At 68.1% G+C, this 18,012-nt stretch carries 16 protein-coding genes; 10 read left to right on the top strand and 6 right to left on the bottom strand.

Going from position 1 to position 18,012, the window contains the following annotated elements; genetic code table 11:
• Positions 1-92: 92 nt before the first annotated feature.
• Together LGR54_RS07035 and LGR54_RS07040 are read right to left on the bottom strand one after the other, a co-directional pair.
• Positions 93-1,067, bottom strand: coding sequence for an alginate lyase family protein (locus tag LGR54_RS07035; RefSeq protein WP_230361234.1), 975 nt, complete (start codon positions 1,065-1,067; stop codon positions 93-95).
• 239 nt (positions 1,068-1,306) lie between these two features.
• Entirely contained in the window at positions 1,307-2,002 is a 696-nt protein-coding gene (locus LGR54_RS07040) for a FadR/GntR family transcriptional regulator (protein WP_230361235.1), read from the bottom strand.
• A gap of 236 nt (positions 2,003-2,238) precedes the next feature.
• On the opposite strand from LGR54_RS07040, the gene LGR54_RS07045 reads away from it, so the two are divergent.
• From LGR54_RS07045 to LGR54_RS07085, 9 genes are all read left to right on the top strand, one after another.
• The gene (locus LGR54_RS07045; RefSeq protein ID WP_230361236.1) at positions 2,239-3,804 is read left to right on the top strand and encodes a sugar ABC transporter ATP-binding protein; all 1,566 of its coding nucleotides are present in this window, start codon (positions 2,239-2,241) and stop codon (positions 3,802-3,804) included.
• A gap of 17 nt (positions 3,805-3,821) precedes the next feature.
• Positions 3,822-4,862 carry an ABC transporter permease gene (locus LGR54_RS07050; RefSeq protein WP_214008189.1) on the top strand — a complete coding sequence of 347 codons (1,041 nt, stop codon included), beginning with the start codon at positions 3,822-3,824 and terminating at the stop codon, positions 4,860-4,862.
• Between the two features lie 86 nt (positions 4,863-4,948).
• Entirely contained in the window at positions 4,949-5,905 is a 957-nt protein-coding gene (locus LGR54_RS07055; protein WP_214007966.1) for an ABC transporter substrate-binding protein, read from the top strand.
• A gap of 64 nt (positions 5,906-5,969) precedes the next feature.
• On the top strand, positions 5,970-6,974 hold the full coding sequence (locus LGR54_RS07060) for an aldo/keto reductase (RefSeq protein WP_230361237.1): 1,005 nt from the start codon (positions 5,970-5,972) through the stop codon (positions 6,972-6,974).
• A gap of 7 nt (positions 6,975-6,981) precedes the next feature.
• Entirely contained in the window at positions 6,982-7,818 is an 837-nt protein-coding gene (locus LGR54_RS07065; RefSeq protein WP_230361238.1) for an amidohydrolase, read from the top strand.
• A gap of 12 nt (positions 7,819-7,830) precedes the next feature.
• Entirely contained in the window at positions 7,831-8,160 is a 330-nt protein-coding gene (locus LGR54_RS07070) for an L-rhamnose mutarotase (RefSeq protein ID WP_230361239.1), read from the top strand.
• Between the two features lie 27 nt (positions 8,161-8,187).
• Positions 8,188-8,919, top strand: a complete 732-nt coding sequence (locus LGR54_RS07075; RefSeq protein ID WP_230361240.1) for an SDR family oxidoreductase — start codon at positions 8,188-8,190, stop codon at positions 8,917-8,919.
• Positions 8,920-8,941: 22 nt separating this feature from the next.
• Positions 8,942-9,787: a fumarylacetoacetate hydrolase family protein gene (locus LGR54_RS07080; protein WP_230361241.1), complete on the top strand. Its 846-nt coding sequence runs from the start codon at positions 8,942-8,944 to the stop codon at positions 9,785-9,787.
• Positions 9,788-9,820: 33 nt separating this feature from the next.
• The gene (locus tag LGR54_RS07085; protein ID WP_230361242.1) at positions 9,821-11,131 is read left to right on the top strand and encodes an L-fuconate dehydratase; all 1,311 of its coding nucleotides are present in this window, start codon (positions 9,821-9,823) and stop codon (positions 11,129-11,131) included.
• 33 nt (positions 11,132-11,164) lie between these two features.
• On the opposite strand, the gene LGR54_RS07090 is transcribed toward LGR54_RS07085, so the two are convergent.
• On the bottom strand, positions 11,165-12,496 hold the full coding sequence (locus tag LGR54_RS07090) for a sigma-54 dependent transcriptional regulator (RefSeq protein WP_230361243.1): 1,332 nt from the start codon (positions 12,494-12,496) through the stop codon (positions 11,165-11,167).
• Complete coding sequence (locus LGR54_RS07095; protein ID WP_230361244.1) at positions 12,496-14,301, bottom strand: ATP-binding protein; 1,806 nt, start codon at positions 14,299-14,301, stop codon at positions 12,496-12,498. Before LGR54_RS07095 ends, LGR54_RS07090 begins: the two co-directional genes overlap by 1 nt.
• Positions 14,302-14,572: 271 nt before the next feature.
• On the opposite strand from LGR54_RS07095, the gene LGR54_RS07100 reads away from it, so the two are divergent.
• Positions 14,573-15,925, top strand: coding sequence for a dicarboxylate/amino acid:cation symporter (locus LGR54_RS07100; protein WP_230361245.1), 1,353 nt, complete (start codon positions 14,573-14,575; stop codon positions 15,923-15,925).
• Positions 15,926-16,026: 101 nt separating this feature from the next.
• On the opposite strand, the gene LGR54_RS07105 is transcribed toward LGR54_RS07100, so the two are convergent.
• Together LGR54_RS07105 and LGR54_RS07110 are read right to left on the bottom strand one after the other, a co-directional pair.
• Positions 16,027-16,821, bottom strand: a complete 795-nt coding sequence (locus LGR54_RS07105; RefSeq protein ID WP_230361246.1) for an RNA methyltransferase — start codon at positions 16,819-16,821, stop codon at positions 16,027-16,029.
• 175 nt (positions 16,822-16,996) lie between these two features.
• On the bottom strand, positions 16,997-17,863 hold the full coding sequence (locus tag LGR54_RS07110; protein ID WP_230361247.1) for a cycloisomerase: 867 nt from the start codon (positions 17,861-17,863) through the stop codon (positions 16,997-16,999).
• Between the last annotated feature and the right edge of the window lie 149 nt (positions 17,864-18,012).

The following is an 18,012-nucleotide window of genomic DNA, read 5'->3' on the forward strand; positions in this document are numbered from 1 at the left end:
GCCCGGCATGACCTCGAGCTGGGTGGGAGCTGCGGGGCGACGTGTCGATGACATCAGCCGCTTCGCCCCGCGCCTTTCGCTCGCGTCGCGCCCTACTGACAGTCCAGGGCGCGCACGAGCGTCGACATCCGCCCGCCATTGCGTCCGACATTGTCGTCCGGAAGGTTCGCCGGGACGGTCTTGGTCAGCAGCGGCTCCAGCCATGAACTATCGTGCACGATCAGCTGCGCGGCGCCTGCCCTCGGGGCGAGCCACTGAGGATTCGCGAGAATGTGCTGAAGCGCCCCGACGAGCCGCTGAACGGCCGCCGAATCCTCGCGCATCGGATCGTTGAAACAGGAGCGCACGTCGGCGTAGATCAGCAGCGGCCGGGCGGCGAAGAAATGGTAATGCGACGCCTTTTCCCCACGGGCCATCTCCCGCGGCAAGGTGCCGTCGTCGCCGGTACTCATCAGGGACTGATGGATCTTGGTGTTCGCCCATTCCACAAGCTTGGAATCGTGAGTGAGATACCCCGTCGTCCCAACGCCGAGGGCCGCCCAGAGCAGATGGTTGTTAAGCTGTCCGTGCTGGTCGTGGAAAGCCATGACCTCACCGGCGAGCTGGTGCAGCCAGTCGAGCCCCTGCGGCGAAACCGACACTCCCGCACGCGAGAGCTTGAAGGCGGCCAAGGAGAGCCCGGCGAGCGCCCATTGCTGCTCGTAGCCGGACTGCATCGCATCGGACTTCCTCAGGAGGCTTGCCGCACGATCCGCGTGGGCGAAACTCTCCATCAGACAGGTGACCCCATCCTGCTTGACGGACAGCCTGGCCGCCGGGTCCGCTTGTATCGAACCGTCTGTTTCGGCGGTGAAAAAATTGACGAACCGCCGGATCTGGGCCTCGTTCTTGCGCGTCTGGCGCTCGTCTTCGCCGTCTGGTCCACCCGGTCTTTTAATGGCGTCCGGACGATCCGCCCGGATGACGTCCGGCACCGGCGGAGGGAGCGGGCAGGATTGGGCGGCAAGAAGCGGCGTCGACAGCATCGTCGTCAACAATACCGCCGCCATCAGCGCGACATGTCTCATTCGGGCAGTTACCTTCTCCGGACCCAAAGCAACCACCGCTAGAACGGCTCTCCATTTCCAGAAATGAAGGCCGATATAGCTGATCAGGCTTTATGTAAGCCTCCCTGCCGCGAAGATGAGCCTGTCAGAGAGAGGCGCCGGACGTCAAGTGATCCGGGGTTGCGCAGATTGGTATTGACCAAACTTTGATCGCGCGGCGCCCGCGGCGCGCACGCTCGCGGCCAACGCGCCGCCGCCGATCAGCGCGGCTCGCTCTCGAGCCAGCGGCGCTTGGATTCCGCCAGATGCACGCGCATCTGCGCCTCGGCGAGCGGACCGTCGCGCACCTCCAGAGCCGCCAGGATCGCCTCGTGTTCGGCCAGCGCCGATAGCCAGTTCACCGGCGTGTCGAAATGCGCGCGGAACTGCGAGGACATCGGACTGTGCCGTTCGTCGAACAGCTCCGCCACCAGCCGGACGATGACGCTGTTGCCGGTCTGGCCGGCGATGGCAAGATGGAACTGCCGGTCGTGGTCGAGCGGCTTGCGCCCCTCCTCGATGTCGGAGCGCATCGCATCGAGAATGCTGCGCATCGCCTGCAACGCCAGCGGCGTGACCCGCGCCGCCGCCAACGCCGCCACCGCGCTCTCCACCGTGGCGCGCGCCTCCATCAGCTCCACCGGGCTCTCCCCGGTCGCCGCGACGGCGAGCGGCCGGCGCTCGCCTGCCCCGGTCACATAGATGCCCGAGCCCATGCGGATCTCGACCGTGCCGTCGATCTCCAGCGCGATCAGCGCCTCGCGCAGCGAGGGACGCGAGACGCCGAGCTGCTGGGCCAGCTCGCGCTCCGCCGGCAGCCGACTGCCGGCGGAGAAATCCCCGCTCTGGATCAGCCCACGGATCTGGTCGGCCACCTGCTGATAGAGCCGGCGCTCGGCGGTTCGGATGATGTTCATCGTCGCGTCCTAGTTTGGCCTTACCATAAGAGCCACGGCCCTTTCCCACAAGCCGACGGCAAGCCACTGGAATAACGTATATTTCCCAAGAGGCCTGACCAGTTTCGCCCCTACTGGCAAAAATTGGCTTGACCAGTTCCGTGCCGGACACCATAGGTAACGCAAGCGGCCAACGAGCCGAACAAGACCCGGCGCAAGCGGGCACCACGTCGCGGTCGCGACTATGGGAGGACAGGATGGCGTATAGCCAGACCGCCGGCGACACGTTGCAGGCGCCGCACGGTGTTGCGCAGGGCGAGCCGCTGCTCGCGCTGGAGAGCATCACCAAGGAATTTCCCGGCGTGAAGGCGCTGCAGGGCGTCAGCTTCAATCTGCGGCGCCACGAGGTGCATGCGGTCTGCGGCGAGAACGGCGCCGGCAAGTCAACGCTGATGAAGATCATCAGCGGCGTGTTCCAGCCCACCTCCGGCCGCATCGTCTACAAGGGCCAGTCCCGCCAGTTCGCCTCCCCGCTGGAGGCCGAGGCGGTCGGCATCGCCATCATCCACCAGGAACTCAACCTGGTGCCGCACCTCACCGTCGCCGAGAACATCTATCTCGCCCGCGAGCCGCGCCGCGGCTTCCTGGTCGACCGCAAGAAGCTGCGCGCCGACGCCAAGGCCTGCCTCGACCGGCTCGGCGTCGCCATCGACCCGAACCGCCTGGTGCGCGAGCTCTCGGTCGCCCAGTGCCAGATGGTCGAGATCGCCAAGGCGCTGTCGCTCAACGCCGAAGTGCTGATCATGGACGAGCCGACCTCCTCGCTCACCGAGCAGGAGACCCGGCTGCTGTTCAAGGTCATCCACGACCTCAAGGCCGCCGGCGTCGGCATCATCTACATCTCGCACCGCCTCGACGAGATGGCGGAGATCGTCGACCGTGTCACCGTGCTGCGTGACGGCCGCTACGTCGCCACCGACGACTTCGCCGCCACCACGGTGGACGAGATCGTCGCCCGCATGGTCGGCCGCTCGCTGGAGGAGAAATTTCCCGAGCGCACCTCGACGCCGTCGAGCGACGTCATCCTCGCGGTGAAGGGCCTCACCCGCAACGGCGTGTTCGCCGATATCGACTTCGAGCTCAAGCGGGGCGAGATCCTCGGCTTCGCCGGGCTGATGGGCGCGGGACGCACCGAGGTGGCGCGCGCCATCTTCGGCGCCGACGCCATCGACGCCGGCACCGTGACGCTGGAAGGCCGGCAGCTGGTGATCCGCTCGCCGCGCGACGCCATCGCCGCCGGCCTCGCCTATCTCTCCGAGGACCGCAAGGCGCAGGGCCTCGCGGTGAAGATGCCGGTCGACGCCAACATGACGCTGGCGAACATGGGCGAGGTGTCCAACCGCTTCGGGCTGATCGACTTCGCCAAGCAGGCCGAGGCGGCCAAGCGCTATGTCGACCTGCTCAGCATCAAGACACCGACGATCAAGCAGCCGGTGCGCCTGCTCTCCGGCGGCAACCAGCAGAAGATCATCATCGGCAAGTGGCTGTTCCGCAAGTCACGGGTGCTGTTCTTCGACGAGCCGACGCGCGGCATCGATGTCGGCGCCAAGTTCGCCATCTACAAGATCATGGACGAGCTGGCCGCCGAGGGCATCGGCGTCGTGCTCATCTCGTCGGAACTGCCGGAGATCCTCGGCATGACCGATCGCGTCTGCGTGTTCCACCACGGGCGCATCACCGGCGTGCTGGAGACCTCCCGCACGAACCAGGAAGAAATCATGCGCTACGCCTCCGGCTACGGACGGCCGGACAGCCGCCACTGACGGAGCCGAGAATGACCATGACCGTCACCACCCCGCCCGCCAGCAAGACGCCCGCCCCGTCCGGCCGCCGCCTGTCCGACCGCCAGAAGGACATCATCCAGAAATTCGCCGCCCTCGGCAGCCTTCTGGTGCTGATCGTCGTGTTCTCGCTGAGCACCGGCGCCTTCTTCACCGTGAATAACGGCATGACCATCGCCCTGCAGGTGACCTCGATCGCCCTGCTCGGCATCGGCGCCACCTGCGTAATCATCACCGGCGGCATCGACCTGTCGGTCGGCTCGGTGCTGGCGCTGGCCGGCGTGGTGGCGGCGCTGGCGGTGAAGGAGCTCGGCATGCCCGTGCCGGTCGCCATGATGATCGGCATCCTCACCGGCTCGCTGTGCGGCCTCGTCAACGGCGTGCTGGTCACCAAGATGCGGCTGCCGCCCTTCATCGCCACCCTCGGCATGATGCTGATCGCCCGTGGCGTCGCCCTGCAGATCACCGGCGCGCGCGCGGTGTCCGGTCTCGGCGAGAGCTTCGGCGAGCTCGGCAACGGCGCGCTGTTCCGCATCGTCAACATCGGCGACGACGGCTTCCCGAACGTGGTGTTCCCCGGCATCCCCTACCCGGTGGTGCTGATGGTGGTGATCGCGCTGGCGGTATCGCTGATGCTCAACCGCTCGGTGCTCGGCCGCCACATCTACGCGGTCGGCTCCAATGCCGAGGCGGCGCGGCTCTCCGGCGTCAACGTCTCCGGCGTCACCTGCTTCACCTACATCCTGTCCGGCTCGCTCGCCGGCCTCACCGGCTGCGTGCTGATGAGCCGCCTCGTCACCGCCCAGCCGAACGAGGGCGTGATGTACGAGCTCGACGCCATCGCCTCGGCGGTGATCGGCGGCACCTCGCTGATCGGCGGCGTCGGCACCATCTCCGGCACCTTCATCGGCTCCTTCGTGATCGGCATCCTGCGCAACGGGCTGAACATGAACGGCGTCTCCGCCTTCACGCAGCAGATCATCATCGGCCTCGTCATCCTGCTCACCGTGTGGATCGACCAGCTGCGCAACCGCCGCTGACCGCGGCGCCCTCTCCTTTCCAAAGCCGCCCGGCGACCGGAAAACCGGCGCCGTCCCCCGACGAACGCATGAATCTGGAGGAAACCATGAAGAAGCTCGTCTCCGCCCTGCTCGCCTCGGCGGTGCTGCTCAGTGCCGCCGCCGTGACCCAGACCTCGGCCCAGGCCGGCGAGATCGCCGTCATCGTCAAGACGGTGAACTCCACCTTCTGGCAGAACGTGCAGAAGGGCGCCGACGCCGCGCTCAAGGAAGCCGGTGGCGCCAACACCCTCACCTTCCAGGGCCCGGCCTCGGAATCCGCCATCGCCGACCAGGTGAACATGGTGGAGAACGCGGTGAATCGCGGCGTCGCCGGCATCGTGCTCGCCCCCTCCGATCCCGACGCGCTGGTGCCGGCGGTGAAGAAGGCGTGGGAAGCCCGCATCCCGGTGGTGATCGTCGACAGCCAGCTCGCCAAGGGCGCCGAGCAGTACTACCAGTCCTTCCTCGCCACCGATAACCGCAAGGCCGGCGAACTCGCCGCCAAGGCGCTGATCGACAAGGTCGGCACCGAGGGCAAGATCGCCGTCATGTCCTATGTCGCCGGCGCCGGCTCGGAGATCGGCCGCGTGGGCGGCTTCACCGACTACATCAAGGCGAATTCCAAGCTCCAGATCGTCGGTCCGTTCTACTCGCAGTCGCAGATGGCGACGGCGCTGAACCAGACCACCGACGTGCTGGCGGCCAATGCCGACCTGAAGGGCATCTTCGGCGCCAACGAGCCGACCGCCATCGGCATGGCGCGCGCCATCAAGCAGGCCGGCAAGTCCGGCAAGATCGTCGCCGTCGGCTTCGACGGCAACCAGGACCTGCAGGAGTTCGTCAAGGACGGCACCCTCACCGCCATCGTGGTGCAGGGCTCGTTCCAGATGGGCGACCTCGGCGTGAAGACGGTCTCCAAGCTGATCGGCAAGCAGAAGGTCGAGAAGTTCGTCGACACCGGCGCGGTCGTCGTCACCAAGGCGAACATCGACCAGCCGGAAGCCAAGAACGTCCTCTACTGAGCACCTCCCGCCTGCGGGGCGCCGGACAGCCGGCGCCTCGCCTTTCCGAACGGACACGGACATCATGAAGGCCGGCGATAAACGCATCCACGCCCGTACCCAGGTCGCCGTCACCGCGATCGGCCTCGGCTGCGCGCAGATGGGCAACCTCTACCGCGTGACCAGCTACGCCGAATCCGCCGGCGCCTTTCAGGCGTCGTGGGACGCGGGCGTGCGCTATTTCGATACCGCCCCCTTCTACGGCTTCACCCGTTCCGAGCGCCGGCTCGGCACCATGCTGACCGACCTGCCGCGCGACAGCTACACCGTCTCGACCAAGGTCGGGCGGGTGATGACGCCGGACGCGACCGTCGGCGCCATGGAGGACGGCTATGCCGAGCCGCTGCCGTTCCGCCCGGTGTTCGACTATTCCCATAACGGCATCATGCGCTCCTTCGAGGCCAGCCAGCAGCGGCTCGGCCTGCTGGCGCCCGACATCCTGTTCGTGCACGACATCGGCCGCTTCACCCATGGCGAGCGCCACGAGCACTACTGGAACCAGCTGACCGAGGGCGGCGGCTTCCGCGCGCTCACCCGTCTGCGCGAGCAGGGGGCGATCAAGGCGTTCGGCCTCGGCGTCAACGAATTCGAGATCATCGAGGACGCGCTCAAGGTCGCCGATATCAACATCTGCATGCTGGCCGGCCGCTACACGCTGCTGGAGCAGCACAGCCTCGGCTTCATGGACGAGTGCGCCCGGCGCGGCGTCGGCATCGTCGCCGCCGGCGTGTTCAACTCCGGCATTCTCGCCGGCAGCAACAAGTTCAATTATGGCGACGCCCCCGCCGACATCGTCGCCCGCGTCGAAGCGCTGCGTGCCGCCTGTACCGAAGAGGGCGTGACCCTTCAGGCCGCCGCGCTGCAATTCCCGCTCGCCCATGCCGCCACGCTCACCGTGGTGTCCGGCGCCCGCAATGCCGAGCAGATCACTGCCAATGTCGGCTGGTTCGAGGAGACCATCCCCACCTCGTTCTGGAGCCGGCTGAAGGAGCGCGGGCTGATCGCCGACGGCGCCCCGGTCCCGGTGTGAGGCGGTGATGCGGATCGACGCCCACCAGCACTTCTGGCGCATCGCCGACCGGGCCGGCCAGTGGCCGCCGGCCGAGCTCGCGCCGATCTATCGCGACTTCGGGCCGGAAGACCTCGAGCCGCTGCTCACCGCCAACGGCTTCGACGGCACCGTGCTGGTGCAGACCATGGAGCGCGAGGCGGACACCGCCTACATGCTCGGCCTCGCCGCCCGGCACGACTTCATCAAGGCGGTGGTCGGCTGGACCGACCTCAAGGCGCCCGGCGCGCCGCAGGCCGTCGCCCGCCTCGCTGCCGATCCGAAGCTCAGGGGCTTCCGCCCGATGCTGCAGGACATCGCCGAGGATGACTGGATCGACGATGCCGCGCTCGACCCGGCGGTGGAGGCGATGATCGCCCACGATCTCGGCCTCGACGCGCTGGTGCTGCCGCGCCATCTCGGCCCGCTCACCGCCTTCGCGACGCGGCATCCGCAGTTGCGCGTCGTCATCGACCACGGCGCCAAGCCGCCGATCGCCGAAGGCCGCCTCACCGATTGGCGCCGCGCCATGGCGCGGCTCGCGGCGCTGCCCAATGTCTGGTGCAAACTCTCGGGCCTGCTCACCGAGGCCGGCGGCAACGCCCCGACGGCGGTGCGGCCCTATGCCGAGACGCTGCTGGAGCTGTACGGCCCGGAACGGCTGATCTTCGGCAGCGACTGGCCGGTGCTGCGCCTCGCCGGCGACTACGTCGCCTGGGTCGAGCAGTGCCAGGCCATCGTGCCGGGCGAGCACCACGACGCCGTGTTCGGCGGCAACGCCACCACCTTCTACCGGCTCGCCGACGCCCCGGCGCCGGCCGCCTGAACGGAGCCTGTTATGCAACGCATGGGCATGATGATCGGGCTCGAGCCCGGCATGGTCGAGACCTACAAGGAGCTGCACGCCGCCGTGTGGCCGGAGGTGCTCGACCTGATCACCCGCTGCAACATCCGCAACTACACCATCTTCCTGCGCGAGCCGGAGAACATCCTGTTCGGCACCTGGGAGTACCACGGCAGCGATTTCGAGGCCGACATGGCCATGATGGCCGCCGACCCGAAGAACCAGGAGTGGTGGAAGCTGACCATTCCCTGCCAGCGCCCGCTCGCCACCCGCAAGGACGGCGAATGGTGGGCGATGGCGGAAGAAGTCTTCCATCTCGATTGACCGATAGCGAAGAACGGAGAACTGGCCATGGCCAACCTTGAGGGCAAGACCGTCCTTGTCACCGCGAGCGCGCAGGGCATCGGCCGCGCGAGCGCCCTTGCCTATCTGGCGGCCGGCGCCAAGGTGTACGCTACCGACATCAACGAGGCGCTGCTCGCCGAGCTGCCGGCCTCCGACCGGCTCGTGACCGCCAAGCTGAACGTGCTCGACGACAAGGCGGTCGCCGACTACGTCGCCGGCATCGGCGCGGTCGACGTGCTGTTCAACTGCGCCGGCGTGGTGCATCCCGGCAGCATCCTCGACATGAAGGACGGCGACCTCGACTTCGCCGTCGACCTCAACATCAAGTCGATGGTGCGCACCATCCGCGCTGTGCTGCCCGGCATGCTGGAGCGCAAGGAAGGCGCCATCATCAACATGGCCTCGGTCGCCTCCTCGATCAAAGGCGTGCCAAACCGCTTCGCCTACAGCGTCACCAAGGCGGCGGTGATCGGCCTGACCAAATCGGTGGCCGCCGACTATGTCGCGCAGAACATCCGCTGCAACGCCATCTGCCCCGGCACGGTGGAGAGCCCCTCGCTGCAGGACCGCCTGCGCGCCCAGGGCGACTACGAGCAGACCCGCGCCGCCTTCATCGCCCGCCAGCCGATCGGCCGCATCGGCACGCCGGAAGAGATCGCCGACCTCGCCGTCTATCTCGCGGGCGCCACCTACACCACCGGCCAGGCCATCGCCATCGATGGCGGCTGGTCGCTCTGATCGAGTTGGGAAAGGGCAAGCCATGAAATTCGTTCGCTACGGCGAGGCGGGCCAGGAAAAGCCGGGCCTGATCGACGCCGAGGGCCGCATCCGCGACCTCTCCGCCCATGTGCCGGACATCGCCGGCGCGACGCTGGATCCCGCCGCGCTCGCCGCGCTGTCCGGCCTCGATGCCGCCACGCTGCCGCTGGTCGCCGAGGGCACCCGCCTCGGCCCCTGCGTCGCCGGGGTCGGCAAGTTCATCTGTATCGGCCTCAACTTCTCCGACCACGCGGCGGAATCCGGGATGGAGATGCCGCCCGAGCCGGTGGTGTTCATGAAGGCGACCTCGGCCATCGCCGGGCCGAACGACAATGTGCCGATCCCGCGCGGCTCCACCAAGACCGACTGGGAAGTCGAGCTCGCCGTGGTCATCGGCAAGACGGCGAAATACGTCTCGCAGGACGAGGCGATGGACTATGTCGCCGGCTACTGCGTCTGCCACGACGTCTCCGAGCGCGAGTTCCAGCTGGAGCGCGTCGGCCAGTGGACCAAGGGCAAGTCCTGCGACGGCTTCGGCCCCATCGGCCCGTGGCTGGCGACCAAGGAAGCCATTCCCGACCCGCACAAGCTCGGCATGTGGCTGAAGGTGAACGGGCAGACCATGCAGAACGGCTCGACCAAGACCATGGTCTACGGCGTCGCCTATCTGGTCTCCTATCTCAGCCAGTTCATGAGCCTGCAGCCCGGCGACGTCATCTCGACCGGCACGCCGCCCGGCGTCGGCCTCGGCTTCAAGCCGCCGCGTTACCTCAAGGCCGGCGATGTCGTCGAACTCGGCATCGAGGGTCTCGGCTCGCAGAAGCAGACCTTCGTTCCCGATCTCTGATCCTCGCTCACCGATCCTGCCGGAGGCTCCGCCATGGCGACAATCACCGATATGCGCATCATCGACCTGCGCTTTCCCACCTCGCTGTCGCTCGACGGCTCGGATGCGATGAATCCGGACCCGGACTATTCCGCGGCCTATGTCATCCTCGAGACCGACGTTCCCGGCCTTGCGGGCCACGGGTTGACCTTCACCATCGGCCGCGGCAACGACATCTGCTGCATGGCGATCTCCGCCATGCGCCATCTCGTGGTCGGCACCGATCTCGAGACGGTGCGCACGGCGCCGGGCAAGTTCTGGCGCTACCTCACCAGCGACAGCCAGCTACGCTGGATCGGCCCTGAGAAGGGCGCGATGCACCTCGCCACCGGCGCGGTGGTCAACGCCTTCTGGGACCTGCTCGCCAAGCAGGCCGGCAAGCCGGTGTGGCGCCTCGTCGCCGACATGTCGCCGGAGGAGATCGCCGACATCGTCGACTATCGCTACCTCACCGACGTGCTCGACCGCGACGACGCCCTCGCCATCCTGCGCAAGGCCGAGGCCGGCAAGGCGGCGCGCATCGCCACCCTCGAGAAGGAAGGCTACGCCTGCTACACCACCTCGGCCGGCTGGCTCGGCTATGACGACGCCAAGCTGCGCCGCCTGTGCCAGGAGGCCATCGACGCCGGCTTCAACCATGTGAAGATGAAGGTCGGCCGCGATCTCGAGGACGACATCCGCCGCCTCACCATCGCCCGCGAGGTGATCGGCCCGGACCGCTATCTGATGATCGACGCCAACCAGGTGTGGGAAGTCGGCCAGGCCATCGACTGGGTGAAGCAGCTCGCCTTCGCCAAGCCGTTCTTCATCGAGGAGCCGACCAGCCCCGACGACGTCGCCGGTCATCGCAAGATCCGCGAGGCGATCGCCCCGGTGAAGGTGGCCACCGGCGAGATGTGCCAGAACCGCATCATGTTCAAGCAGTTCATCGCCGAGGGCGCCATCGACGTGGTGCAGATCGACAGTTGCCGCATGGGCGGGCTGAACGAGGTGCTCGCGGTGCTGCTGGTGGCGGCGAAGTACGACCTGCCGGTGTGGCCGCATGCCGGCGGCGTCGGCCTGTGCGAATATGTGCAGCACCTGTCGATGATCGACTATGTCGCGGTGTCCGGCACCAAGGACGGCCGGGTGATCGAGTTCGTCGACCATCTGCACGAGCACTTCCTCGATCCCTGCGTGATCGAGAACGCCGCCTACATGCCGCCCAAGAACCCGGGCTTCTCCATCGAGATGAAGCCGGAGACGCTGGAAGCCTTCGCCTATGCGCCGGTGGTGGAAGCCGCGCCGCTGGCACGCTCGGCCTGAGCCGAGCCGGGACGCCCCGCCACACGCGGGGCGTCAATCGCCGGCAGGGCGGAAGCGCGACTGGTCGATGCCGTGGCGCTTCAGCTTGTCGTACAGCGTCTTGCGGGGAATGCCGAGCGCGCGCAGCGTCGCCTGTATGTCGCCCTGGCAGGCGGCGAGGGTGTCGCGGATCTGCATCGCCTCGAAGGCATCGACCCGCTCGGGCAGGGTGGCGCCGCCCTCCCCGGCCACCGGCGCCGGCGCGGAGGCGAGGCCGAGCGCGAAGCGTTCGGCGTAATGTGCGAGCTCGCGCACATTGCCCGGCCAGTCATGGGTATCGAGGTGACGGCGCACCGCCGCGTCGAGCAGCGGCGGCTCGCGGCGGAAGCGCTTGGCGGCGCGGCCGAGGAAATGGCCGAACAGCAGCGGCACGTCCTCACGGCGCTCGCGCAGCGGCGGGATGCGCACGAAGGCGACGTGCAGCCGGTAATACAGGTCCTCGCGAAAGCTGCCCTGCCGCACCAGTTCGGCAAGATCGGCCTTGGAGGCGGCGATCACGCGGATATCGACGCGGCGCACCTCATTGGTACCGAGCGGGGTGATCTCGCGGGCTTCCAGCACCCGTAGCATCTTCACCTGCAGCGCCGGCGACATCGCCTCGATCTCGTCGAGGAACAGCGTGCCGCCGCTGGCGTGCTCGACGCGCCCCACCCGCTTCTTCAGCGCGCCGGTGAAGGCGCCGGCGTCGTGGCCGAACAGCTCGCTCTCGATGACGTTTTCCGGCAGCGCGCCGCAATTCACCGCCACGAAGGGACGGCTCGCGCGCGCGCTCCAGCGGTGCAGCGTCTGCGCCACCACCTCCTTGCCGCTGCCGGTCTCGCCCTCCACCAGCACGTCGATGTCGGCATCGGCGATCTGCCTGAGTGTCTGGCGCAGCCGCTGCATCGCCGGCGTCTCGCCGATCAGCGGCTCGCCGGGCGAAGCCGCCTCGGCCCGGCGGCGCAGGGAGCGGTTCTCCAGGACCAGGCGGCGCTTGTCGAGCGCGTGGCGCACCGCCACCAAGAGGCGGTCGAGCGCATAGGGCTTGGCGATGAAGTCGTAGGCACCTTCGCGCATCGCCTCGACCGCCATGCCGATATCGCCATGGCCGGTGATCAGAATGACCGGCAGTTCCTCGTCGCGGCGCCTCAGGCGGCGGAACAGCTCGAGCCCGTCGATGCGCGGCATGCGCACATCGGTGACGACGACGCCGGGAAACGCCGCGTCGATCTCCTCCAGCGCCTCCACCGCCGAGGGGTAGGCGGTGACCGTGAAGCCGGCGAGCATCAGCGCCTGCACATTGGCGGCGCGCAGCGTTTCGTCGTCGTCGATGAAGGCCACGTCCATCAGTGAAGCCTCGGCAAGGTGAGGGTGAAGACCGCGCCGCCGTCATTGGCGGCATTCAGCCGGCCGCCGAACTCGGCGACGATGTCGTGCGAGATGACCAGCCCGAGCCCGAGCCCGTCCGGCTTGGTGGTGGTGAACGGCACGAACAGCTTGTCGAGCACGTCGGGCGGCAGGCCTGGCCCATTGTCGGCGACGACCAGCTCGACGGACGCCGGCGCCACGCGGACACCGAGGCGGATCTGCGTCCCCTCCCGCCCCGCCAGCGCCTCGACGGCGTTCTGCAGCAGGTTCACCAGCACCTGCTCCAGCCGCCAGCGCTCGGCGCGCACGGTCACCTCGTCCGGCGGCAGATCCAGCACCAGTTCGATGGCGTTCTGGCGCAGGCGATGACCGACCAGGATCAGCGCCCCCTCGATGGCCGGGCGCAGCGCCACCTCGCCGATGGCGGCGGGGCTCTTGCGGGCGAAGGCGCGCATTTCCTGGGTGATGGCGCCGATGCGCTCGGTAAGCGAGGCGATGGTGGCGAAATTGCCCCGCGCCACCTCCAGCTGCCCGCGCTCCAGCAGCAGGCCGCCATTGTCGGCGAAGGTGCGGATGGCGGCGACCGGCTGGTTGACCTCATGGGCGACGCTGGCGGCGATCTGCCCGAGCACGGCGAGCTTGCTCGCCTGCGCGAGCTCGTCCTGCGCCGTGCGGGCGGCGGCCTCGGCGCGGCGGCGTTCCTCCATCTCCGCGCGCAGGCGGTCATTGGCGTCGCTGAGCTCGACGGTGCGCTCCCCGACGCGGGCCTCGAGCTCGCGGCGCATCGCCGCCTGCTGGCGCCGCTCCTCGCCGAGCCGCCGGCGACGGACCAGCACCAGAGCGGCGGCGCCGATCACCGCGAGGCCGAACAGCAGAGCGCTCAACCGTGCTGCCAGCCCGGCAAGGCGTAGCGTCGCGGAAAGCGGCTCCAGCACATGCAGTGTCCAGCGGGTGGTCGGCACCGCGACCGCGGCCTCGATGAAGCTGCGCTCGCCCTGCGCCCGTGGCCACTCCACCCGTCCGCCCTCCTCGGCGCGGAGCGGCAGCAGATCGAGCGGGGCGTCGCCGAATTGCAGGCTGGCGCGGATCGCCTCGCGCTGGTCGGCCGGGATCGGGGTAATGGCGCGGAACCGCCAGTCCGCCACGCTGGTCACCAGCACGATGTCGCGCGGATCGGTCACGAAGGTCGGATCGGCGGCGCGCCGCCAGTCGGCCTCGACCTCGTCGAACTCCGCCTTGGCGACCACCACGCCGATCGGCTGCTGCGCCGCGCCGATGCGGCTGGCGATGTAGAGCCCGGGCTTGTGGCTCACCGTGCCGAGCGCGAAATGCTCGAAGCCGCCCTCCGTCATGCTGCGGGTGAAATAGGGCCGGAACGCATAGTCGTTGCCGACGAAGCTGATCGGCAGCCGGTAATTGCTGGCGGCGATGGCGATGCCGGCGGCATCGATCACATAGATGACGCCGGCGCGGGTGGCGGCGGCGAGCGCCTCCAGCTTGGCGTTGAGCGCGTCGATCCGCGCAGGATCGCGGCTCTCCAGCGCCGCGCGGACGTCGGGATCCTCAGCCAGGATGACCGGCAGGGTCCGCTGCTTCTCGATCTCGCTGCGCAGCATGGCGGCGCGAAACGTGGCCGCCGCCTCGGCCCCGGCCCGCACCTCGCCGAGTGCCCATCGCTCCGCGCCGTAGCGGGCGGCCATGTCGAGCCCGGTCAGCAGTGCGGCGCCGGCCATCCCGGCGAGCAGCCAGCGCGCGGAAGGCCGGAGACGGCGCGTTTCAGACATGAAGGGACGTCTCCGGGCAACGCGATACGTGCGGAATATCACACAGGATCGAACATTATTGTGCGGAATTCCACACAACATGTCGAGAGGCCGCACTCACCTCCCGCAAAAACCCGTTCGATAACAAGGTGTTAATTCACAGTGCCGGTTTCGGCATTGTTGGCATGCGCCTTGCGCAAGGGACGGGAAGGCGCGGCTCGCGCCGGTTCACCGCAGTTACGGCTCCCAGCGACGCCCAGGACAACGAGGCGACGACGGTTCCCTAGGAGGAATGCACATGGCGCACGCCATTTCCGCTCCCGTTCCGGCCAAGCCCCGGAAATTCTACCAGCACCTCTATGTGCAGGTTCTCGTCGCCATCGCGGCGGGCATCGCGCTCGGTCACTACTATCCCTCGCTCGGCACCGACATGAAGCCGCTGGGCGACGCCTTCATCAAGCTGGTGAAGATGATCATCGCCCCGGTGATCTTCCTCACCGTGGTCACCGGTATCGCCGGCATGCGCGACCTCGGCAAGGTCGGGCGGGTCGCCGGCAAGGCGATGCTGTACTTCCTCACCTTCTCGACGCTGGCGCTGATCATCGGCCTCATCGTCGCCAATGTGGTACAGCCGGGCGCGGGGCTGAACATCGATCCCGCCACGCTCGATCCGAAGGCCGTCGCCACCTATACCGAGAAGGTCCACGATCAGACGATCGTCGGCTTCCTGATGAACATCATACCGAACACGCCGACCAGCGCCCTCGCCTCCGGCGAGATCCTGCAGGTGCTGTTCTTCGCCGTGCTGTTCGGCATCGCCCTCGGCGCCATCGGCGAGCGCGGCCATCCGGTGATGGAGTTCTTCACCTCGCTGTCGCAGGCGATGTTCAAGCTGGTGTCGATCCTGATGAAGGCCGCGCCGATCGGCGCCTTCGGCGCCATGGCCTTCACCATCGGCAAATACGGCATCGGCTCGGTCGCCAACCTCGCCATGCTGATCGCCACCTTCTACCTCACCAGCCTGCTGTTCGTGCTGGTCGTGCTCGGCGCGGTCGCCCGCTACAATGGCTTCTCGATCCTCGCACTGCTGCGCTACATCAAGGAAGAGCTGCTGCTGGTGCTCGGCACCTCGTCTTCCGAGGCGGCTCTGCCCAGCCTGATGGAGAAGATGGAGCGCGCCGGCTGCAAGAAGTCGGTGGTCGGCCTGGTCATCCCCACCGGCTACTCCTTCAATCTCGACGGCACCAACATCTACATGACGCTGGCGGCGCTGTTCATCGCCCAGGCCACCGGTATCGAGCTGAGCCTGTGGGACCAGGTCCTGCTGCTGCTGGTCGCCATGCTCTCCTCCAAGGGCGCGGCCGGCATCACTGGCGCCGGCTTCATCACCCTGGCCGCCACGCTCTCGGTGGTGCCCGCCGTGCCGGTCGCCGGCATGGCGCTGATCCTCGGCATCGACCGCTTCATGTCGGAATGCCGTGCGCTGACCAACTTCATCGGCAATGCGGTGGCGACCATCGTGGTGGCCCGCTGGGAAGGCGAACTCGACGCCGACAAGCTGCGCCGGGCGCTGGCCGGCGAGGCCACCCTGCCCGATCCGCTGCCGGAAGTGAGCATCGCCCCTTCGCCGGTCCCCGCCGAGTGAGCGACCGGCCGATGGTCTGACGAAAACGCGAACGCGGCCTCCGGGCCGCGTTCGTCATTCCGGGGTTGCTATGCCGCGCGCCGCGACCGCCGAGCCGCCCGTCAATCCTCGCGCTTGCGACGGGCCAGCCGCCCTTCCCGCCCCTCCACCAGCGCGGTGATGACGCCGTGCAGCGTCGCCAGATCCTGCCGGGTCAGGCTAACGCGGTGGAAGATGTTGCGGATGTTGCGGATGGTCGAAGGCTTCTTTTGCGGCGAGTGGAAGAAGCCGGCCGTGTCCAGTTCGCGCTCCACGTGGTCGAAGAAGGCGAACAGATCCCCCTTGTCGGCGAGCGGCGAGCGGTCCGGCGGCTGGAATGGCAGGGCGCCGCTGGAGGCGATCTTGTACCATTCATAGCCGACCACCGCGACGGCGGTGCCGAGATTGAGCGAGGCGAAGGCCGGGTTCACCGGCAAGGTGAGGATGGCGTCGGCCAGCGAGACCTCCTCGGTATAGAGGCCGGTGCGCTCGCGGCCGAACAGCAGGCCGACATCCTCGCCGACCGAGAGACGACCGGCCACCTCGGCCGCCGCGGCATCGGCGCCCATCACCGGCTTCGCCATGCCGCGCTCGCGCGCCGTGGTGGCGACGACGAATTTGAGGTCCGCCACCGCCGCACGCACGTCCGGGAACACCGTCGCATTCTCCAGGATGCGGTCGGCGCCGGAGGCGAAGATGGTCGACTTAGGGTTCGGCCAGCCCTCGCGCGGATTGACCAGGCGCAGCCGCGACAGGCCGAAATTGCCCATGGCGCGTGCCGCCGCGCCGATATTCTCGCCGAGCTGCGGCTCGACGAGGATCACCACCGGCCCGCCCTCGTGCCACGGCTTGGTGCTGTCGGTTCCCGCGCCGGGCATCAGCGTACCCCCTCGTGGAACCGGAGGGAGCGCAGGGCGGGCGGGGTGGTGGAGATGAGCTCGGACATGCGCTCCTCCTAGAGCATGTCCGAGCAAAATTGAACGGGCATCACACGCGCATCGAACAGGTCCGGCGCAGCTCAGGCCCGTCCGGTCGCGAGGAGCCCGCCCGCGCTCACGGGCGCGGCGGCAGGCGGCTGACGGTGACGTCGTTGGGGCCGCCCGCCTTGTTGCGGATCAGCCCCCACACCACGCCGCGCTCGGCGGGATCGAAGGCGAAGCCCTGGCCGCCGATCTCCAGCGGAATCGTCTCCAGCCACTGCATGACCGAACCCATCTCCGGCGCGGCGATGACATAGAGCTCGGCATTGTCGTGGCCGGTGATATAGAGCCGGCCATCCGGCCCGAAGGCGCCGCCGGAATTGCTCATGTCCTGGAAGCGCGCCACCAGCGCATCGGGATAGACGAACGCCTCGGCGACGCTCCAGTCCGGATTGAAGCGCACGATCTGGGTATTGAACTTGTTGCCATAGGCCAGCGGGCTCTTGTCGAACACCCGGTTGTAATTGGCGAAGGCGCCCCACCAGCGGCCCTGCGGGTCGCGGTCGAGCCAGGTGAAGGAGCCACGGTCTATGCCGAAGCTGTGGCTCTCCAGATGCTTCAGCGTCTCGGCATCCCACACCTCGACCGAAGAGACCATCGGCCAGTCCGGATAGTTGGAATGGGCGGTGTAGAGCTTGCCGTCGCGCACCACGCCGCTGTCGAGATGCAGGATCGGCCCGCCCTTCGGCCCTTCCCACTTGGCGACCTGCTTGCCGGTCTCCTTGTCGAACTTGGCGATGGTGCGGTTGTCGATGGCGTAGAAGGAGCGCTCGGTCACCGCGACCGCCTGGCGGGCCTCCGGCACCTGGAAGCGCTTGATCGTCTCGGCGGCGGGGCGCTGCTCCTGCGCGAGGGCGGCCGGCGCGGCGAGCGCCAAAGCGAGCACGGCGCCGGCGGCGGCCGCGAGGAAGGGGCGACGACGGGAGGAAAATGCGGACATGGACGTCTCCTGAGGCGGCCCGGCGCACCCGACCGCCATACCTTGATGACGCCCGCCGCCTAGCAGCGGCATGTGAACCTCCCGCGACAGTCCCGCCCCGAGTTCCCCGCCCCCTGCCCCTCGGCGGTTCCGGCTTGCGGCCCGAAGCC

The organism is Ancylobacter sp. Lp-2, from assembly GCF_020523795.1.
In the GTDB taxonomy this organism is placed as follows: domain Bacteria; phylum Pseudomonadota; class Alphaproteobacteria; order Rhizobiales; family Xanthobacteraceae; genus Ancylobacter.

Excerpts from the sequence above, each read along its gene's own strand:
- LGR54_RS07035 (WP_230361234.1), bottom strand. The coding sequence starts at position 1,067 with ATGAGACATGTCGCGCTGATGGCGGCGGTATTGTTGACGACGATGCTG.
- LGR54_RS07040 (WP_230361235.1), bottom strand. The coding sequence starts at position 2,002 with ATGAACATCATCCGAACCGCCGAGCGCCGGCTCTATCAGCAGGTGGCC.
- LGR54_RS07045 (WP_230361236.1), top strand. The coding sequence starts at position 2,239 with ATGGCGTATAGCCAGACCGCCGGCGACACGTTGCAGGCGCCGCACGGT.
- LGR54_RS07050 (WP_214008189.1), top strand. The coding sequence starts at position 3,822 with ATGACCGTCACCACCCCGCCCGCCAGCAAGACGCCCGCCCCGTCCGGC.
- LGR54_RS07055 (WP_214007966.1), top strand. The coding sequence starts at position 4,949 with ATGAAGAAGCTCGTCTCCGCCCTGCTCGCCTCGGCGGTGCTGCTCAGT.
- LGR54_RS07060 (WP_230361237.1), top strand. The coding sequence starts at position 5,970 with ATGAAGGCCGGCGATAAACGCATCCACGCCCGTACCCAGGTCGCCGTC.
- LGR54_RS07065 (WP_230361238.1), top strand. The coding sequence starts at position 6,982 with ATGCGGATCGACGCCCACCAGCACTTCTGGCGCATCGCCGACCGGGCC.
- LGR54_RS07070 (WP_230361239.1), top strand. The coding sequence starts at position 7,831 with ATGCAACGCATGGGCATGATGATCGGGCTCGAGCCCGGCATGGTCGAG.
- LGR54_RS07075 (WP_230361240.1), top strand. The coding sequence starts at position 8,188 with ATGGCCAACCTTGAGGGCAAGACCGTCCTTGTCACCGCGAGCGCGCAG.
- LGR54_RS07080 (WP_230361241.1), top strand. The coding sequence starts at position 8,942 with ATGAAATTCGTTCGCTACGGCGAGGCGGGCCAGGAAAAGCCGGGCCTG.
- LGR54_RS07085 (WP_230361242.1), top strand. The coding sequence starts at position 9,821 with ATGGCGACAATCACCGATATGCGCATCATCGACCTGCGCTTTCCCACC.
- LGR54_RS07090 (WP_230361243.1), bottom strand. The coding sequence starts at position 12,496 with ATGGACGTGGCCTTCATCGACGACGACGAAACGCTGCGCGCCGCCAAT.
- LGR54_RS07095 (WP_230361244.1), bottom strand. The coding sequence starts at position 14,301 with ATGTCTGAAACGCGCCGTCTCCGGCCTTCCGCGCGCTGGCTGCTCGCC.
- LGR54_RS07100 (WP_230361245.1), top strand. The coding sequence starts at position 14,573 with ATGCACATGGCGCACGCCATTTCCGCTCCCGTTCCGGCCAAGCCCCGG.
- LGR54_RS07105 (WP_230361246.1), bottom strand. The coding sequence starts at position 16,821 with ATGCCCGGCGCGGGAACCGACAGCACCAAGCCGTGGCACGAGGGCGGG.
- LGR54_RS07110 (WP_230361247.1), bottom strand. The coding sequence starts at position 17,863 with ATGTCCGCATTTTCCTCCCGTCGTCGCCCCTTCCTCGCGGCCGCCGCC.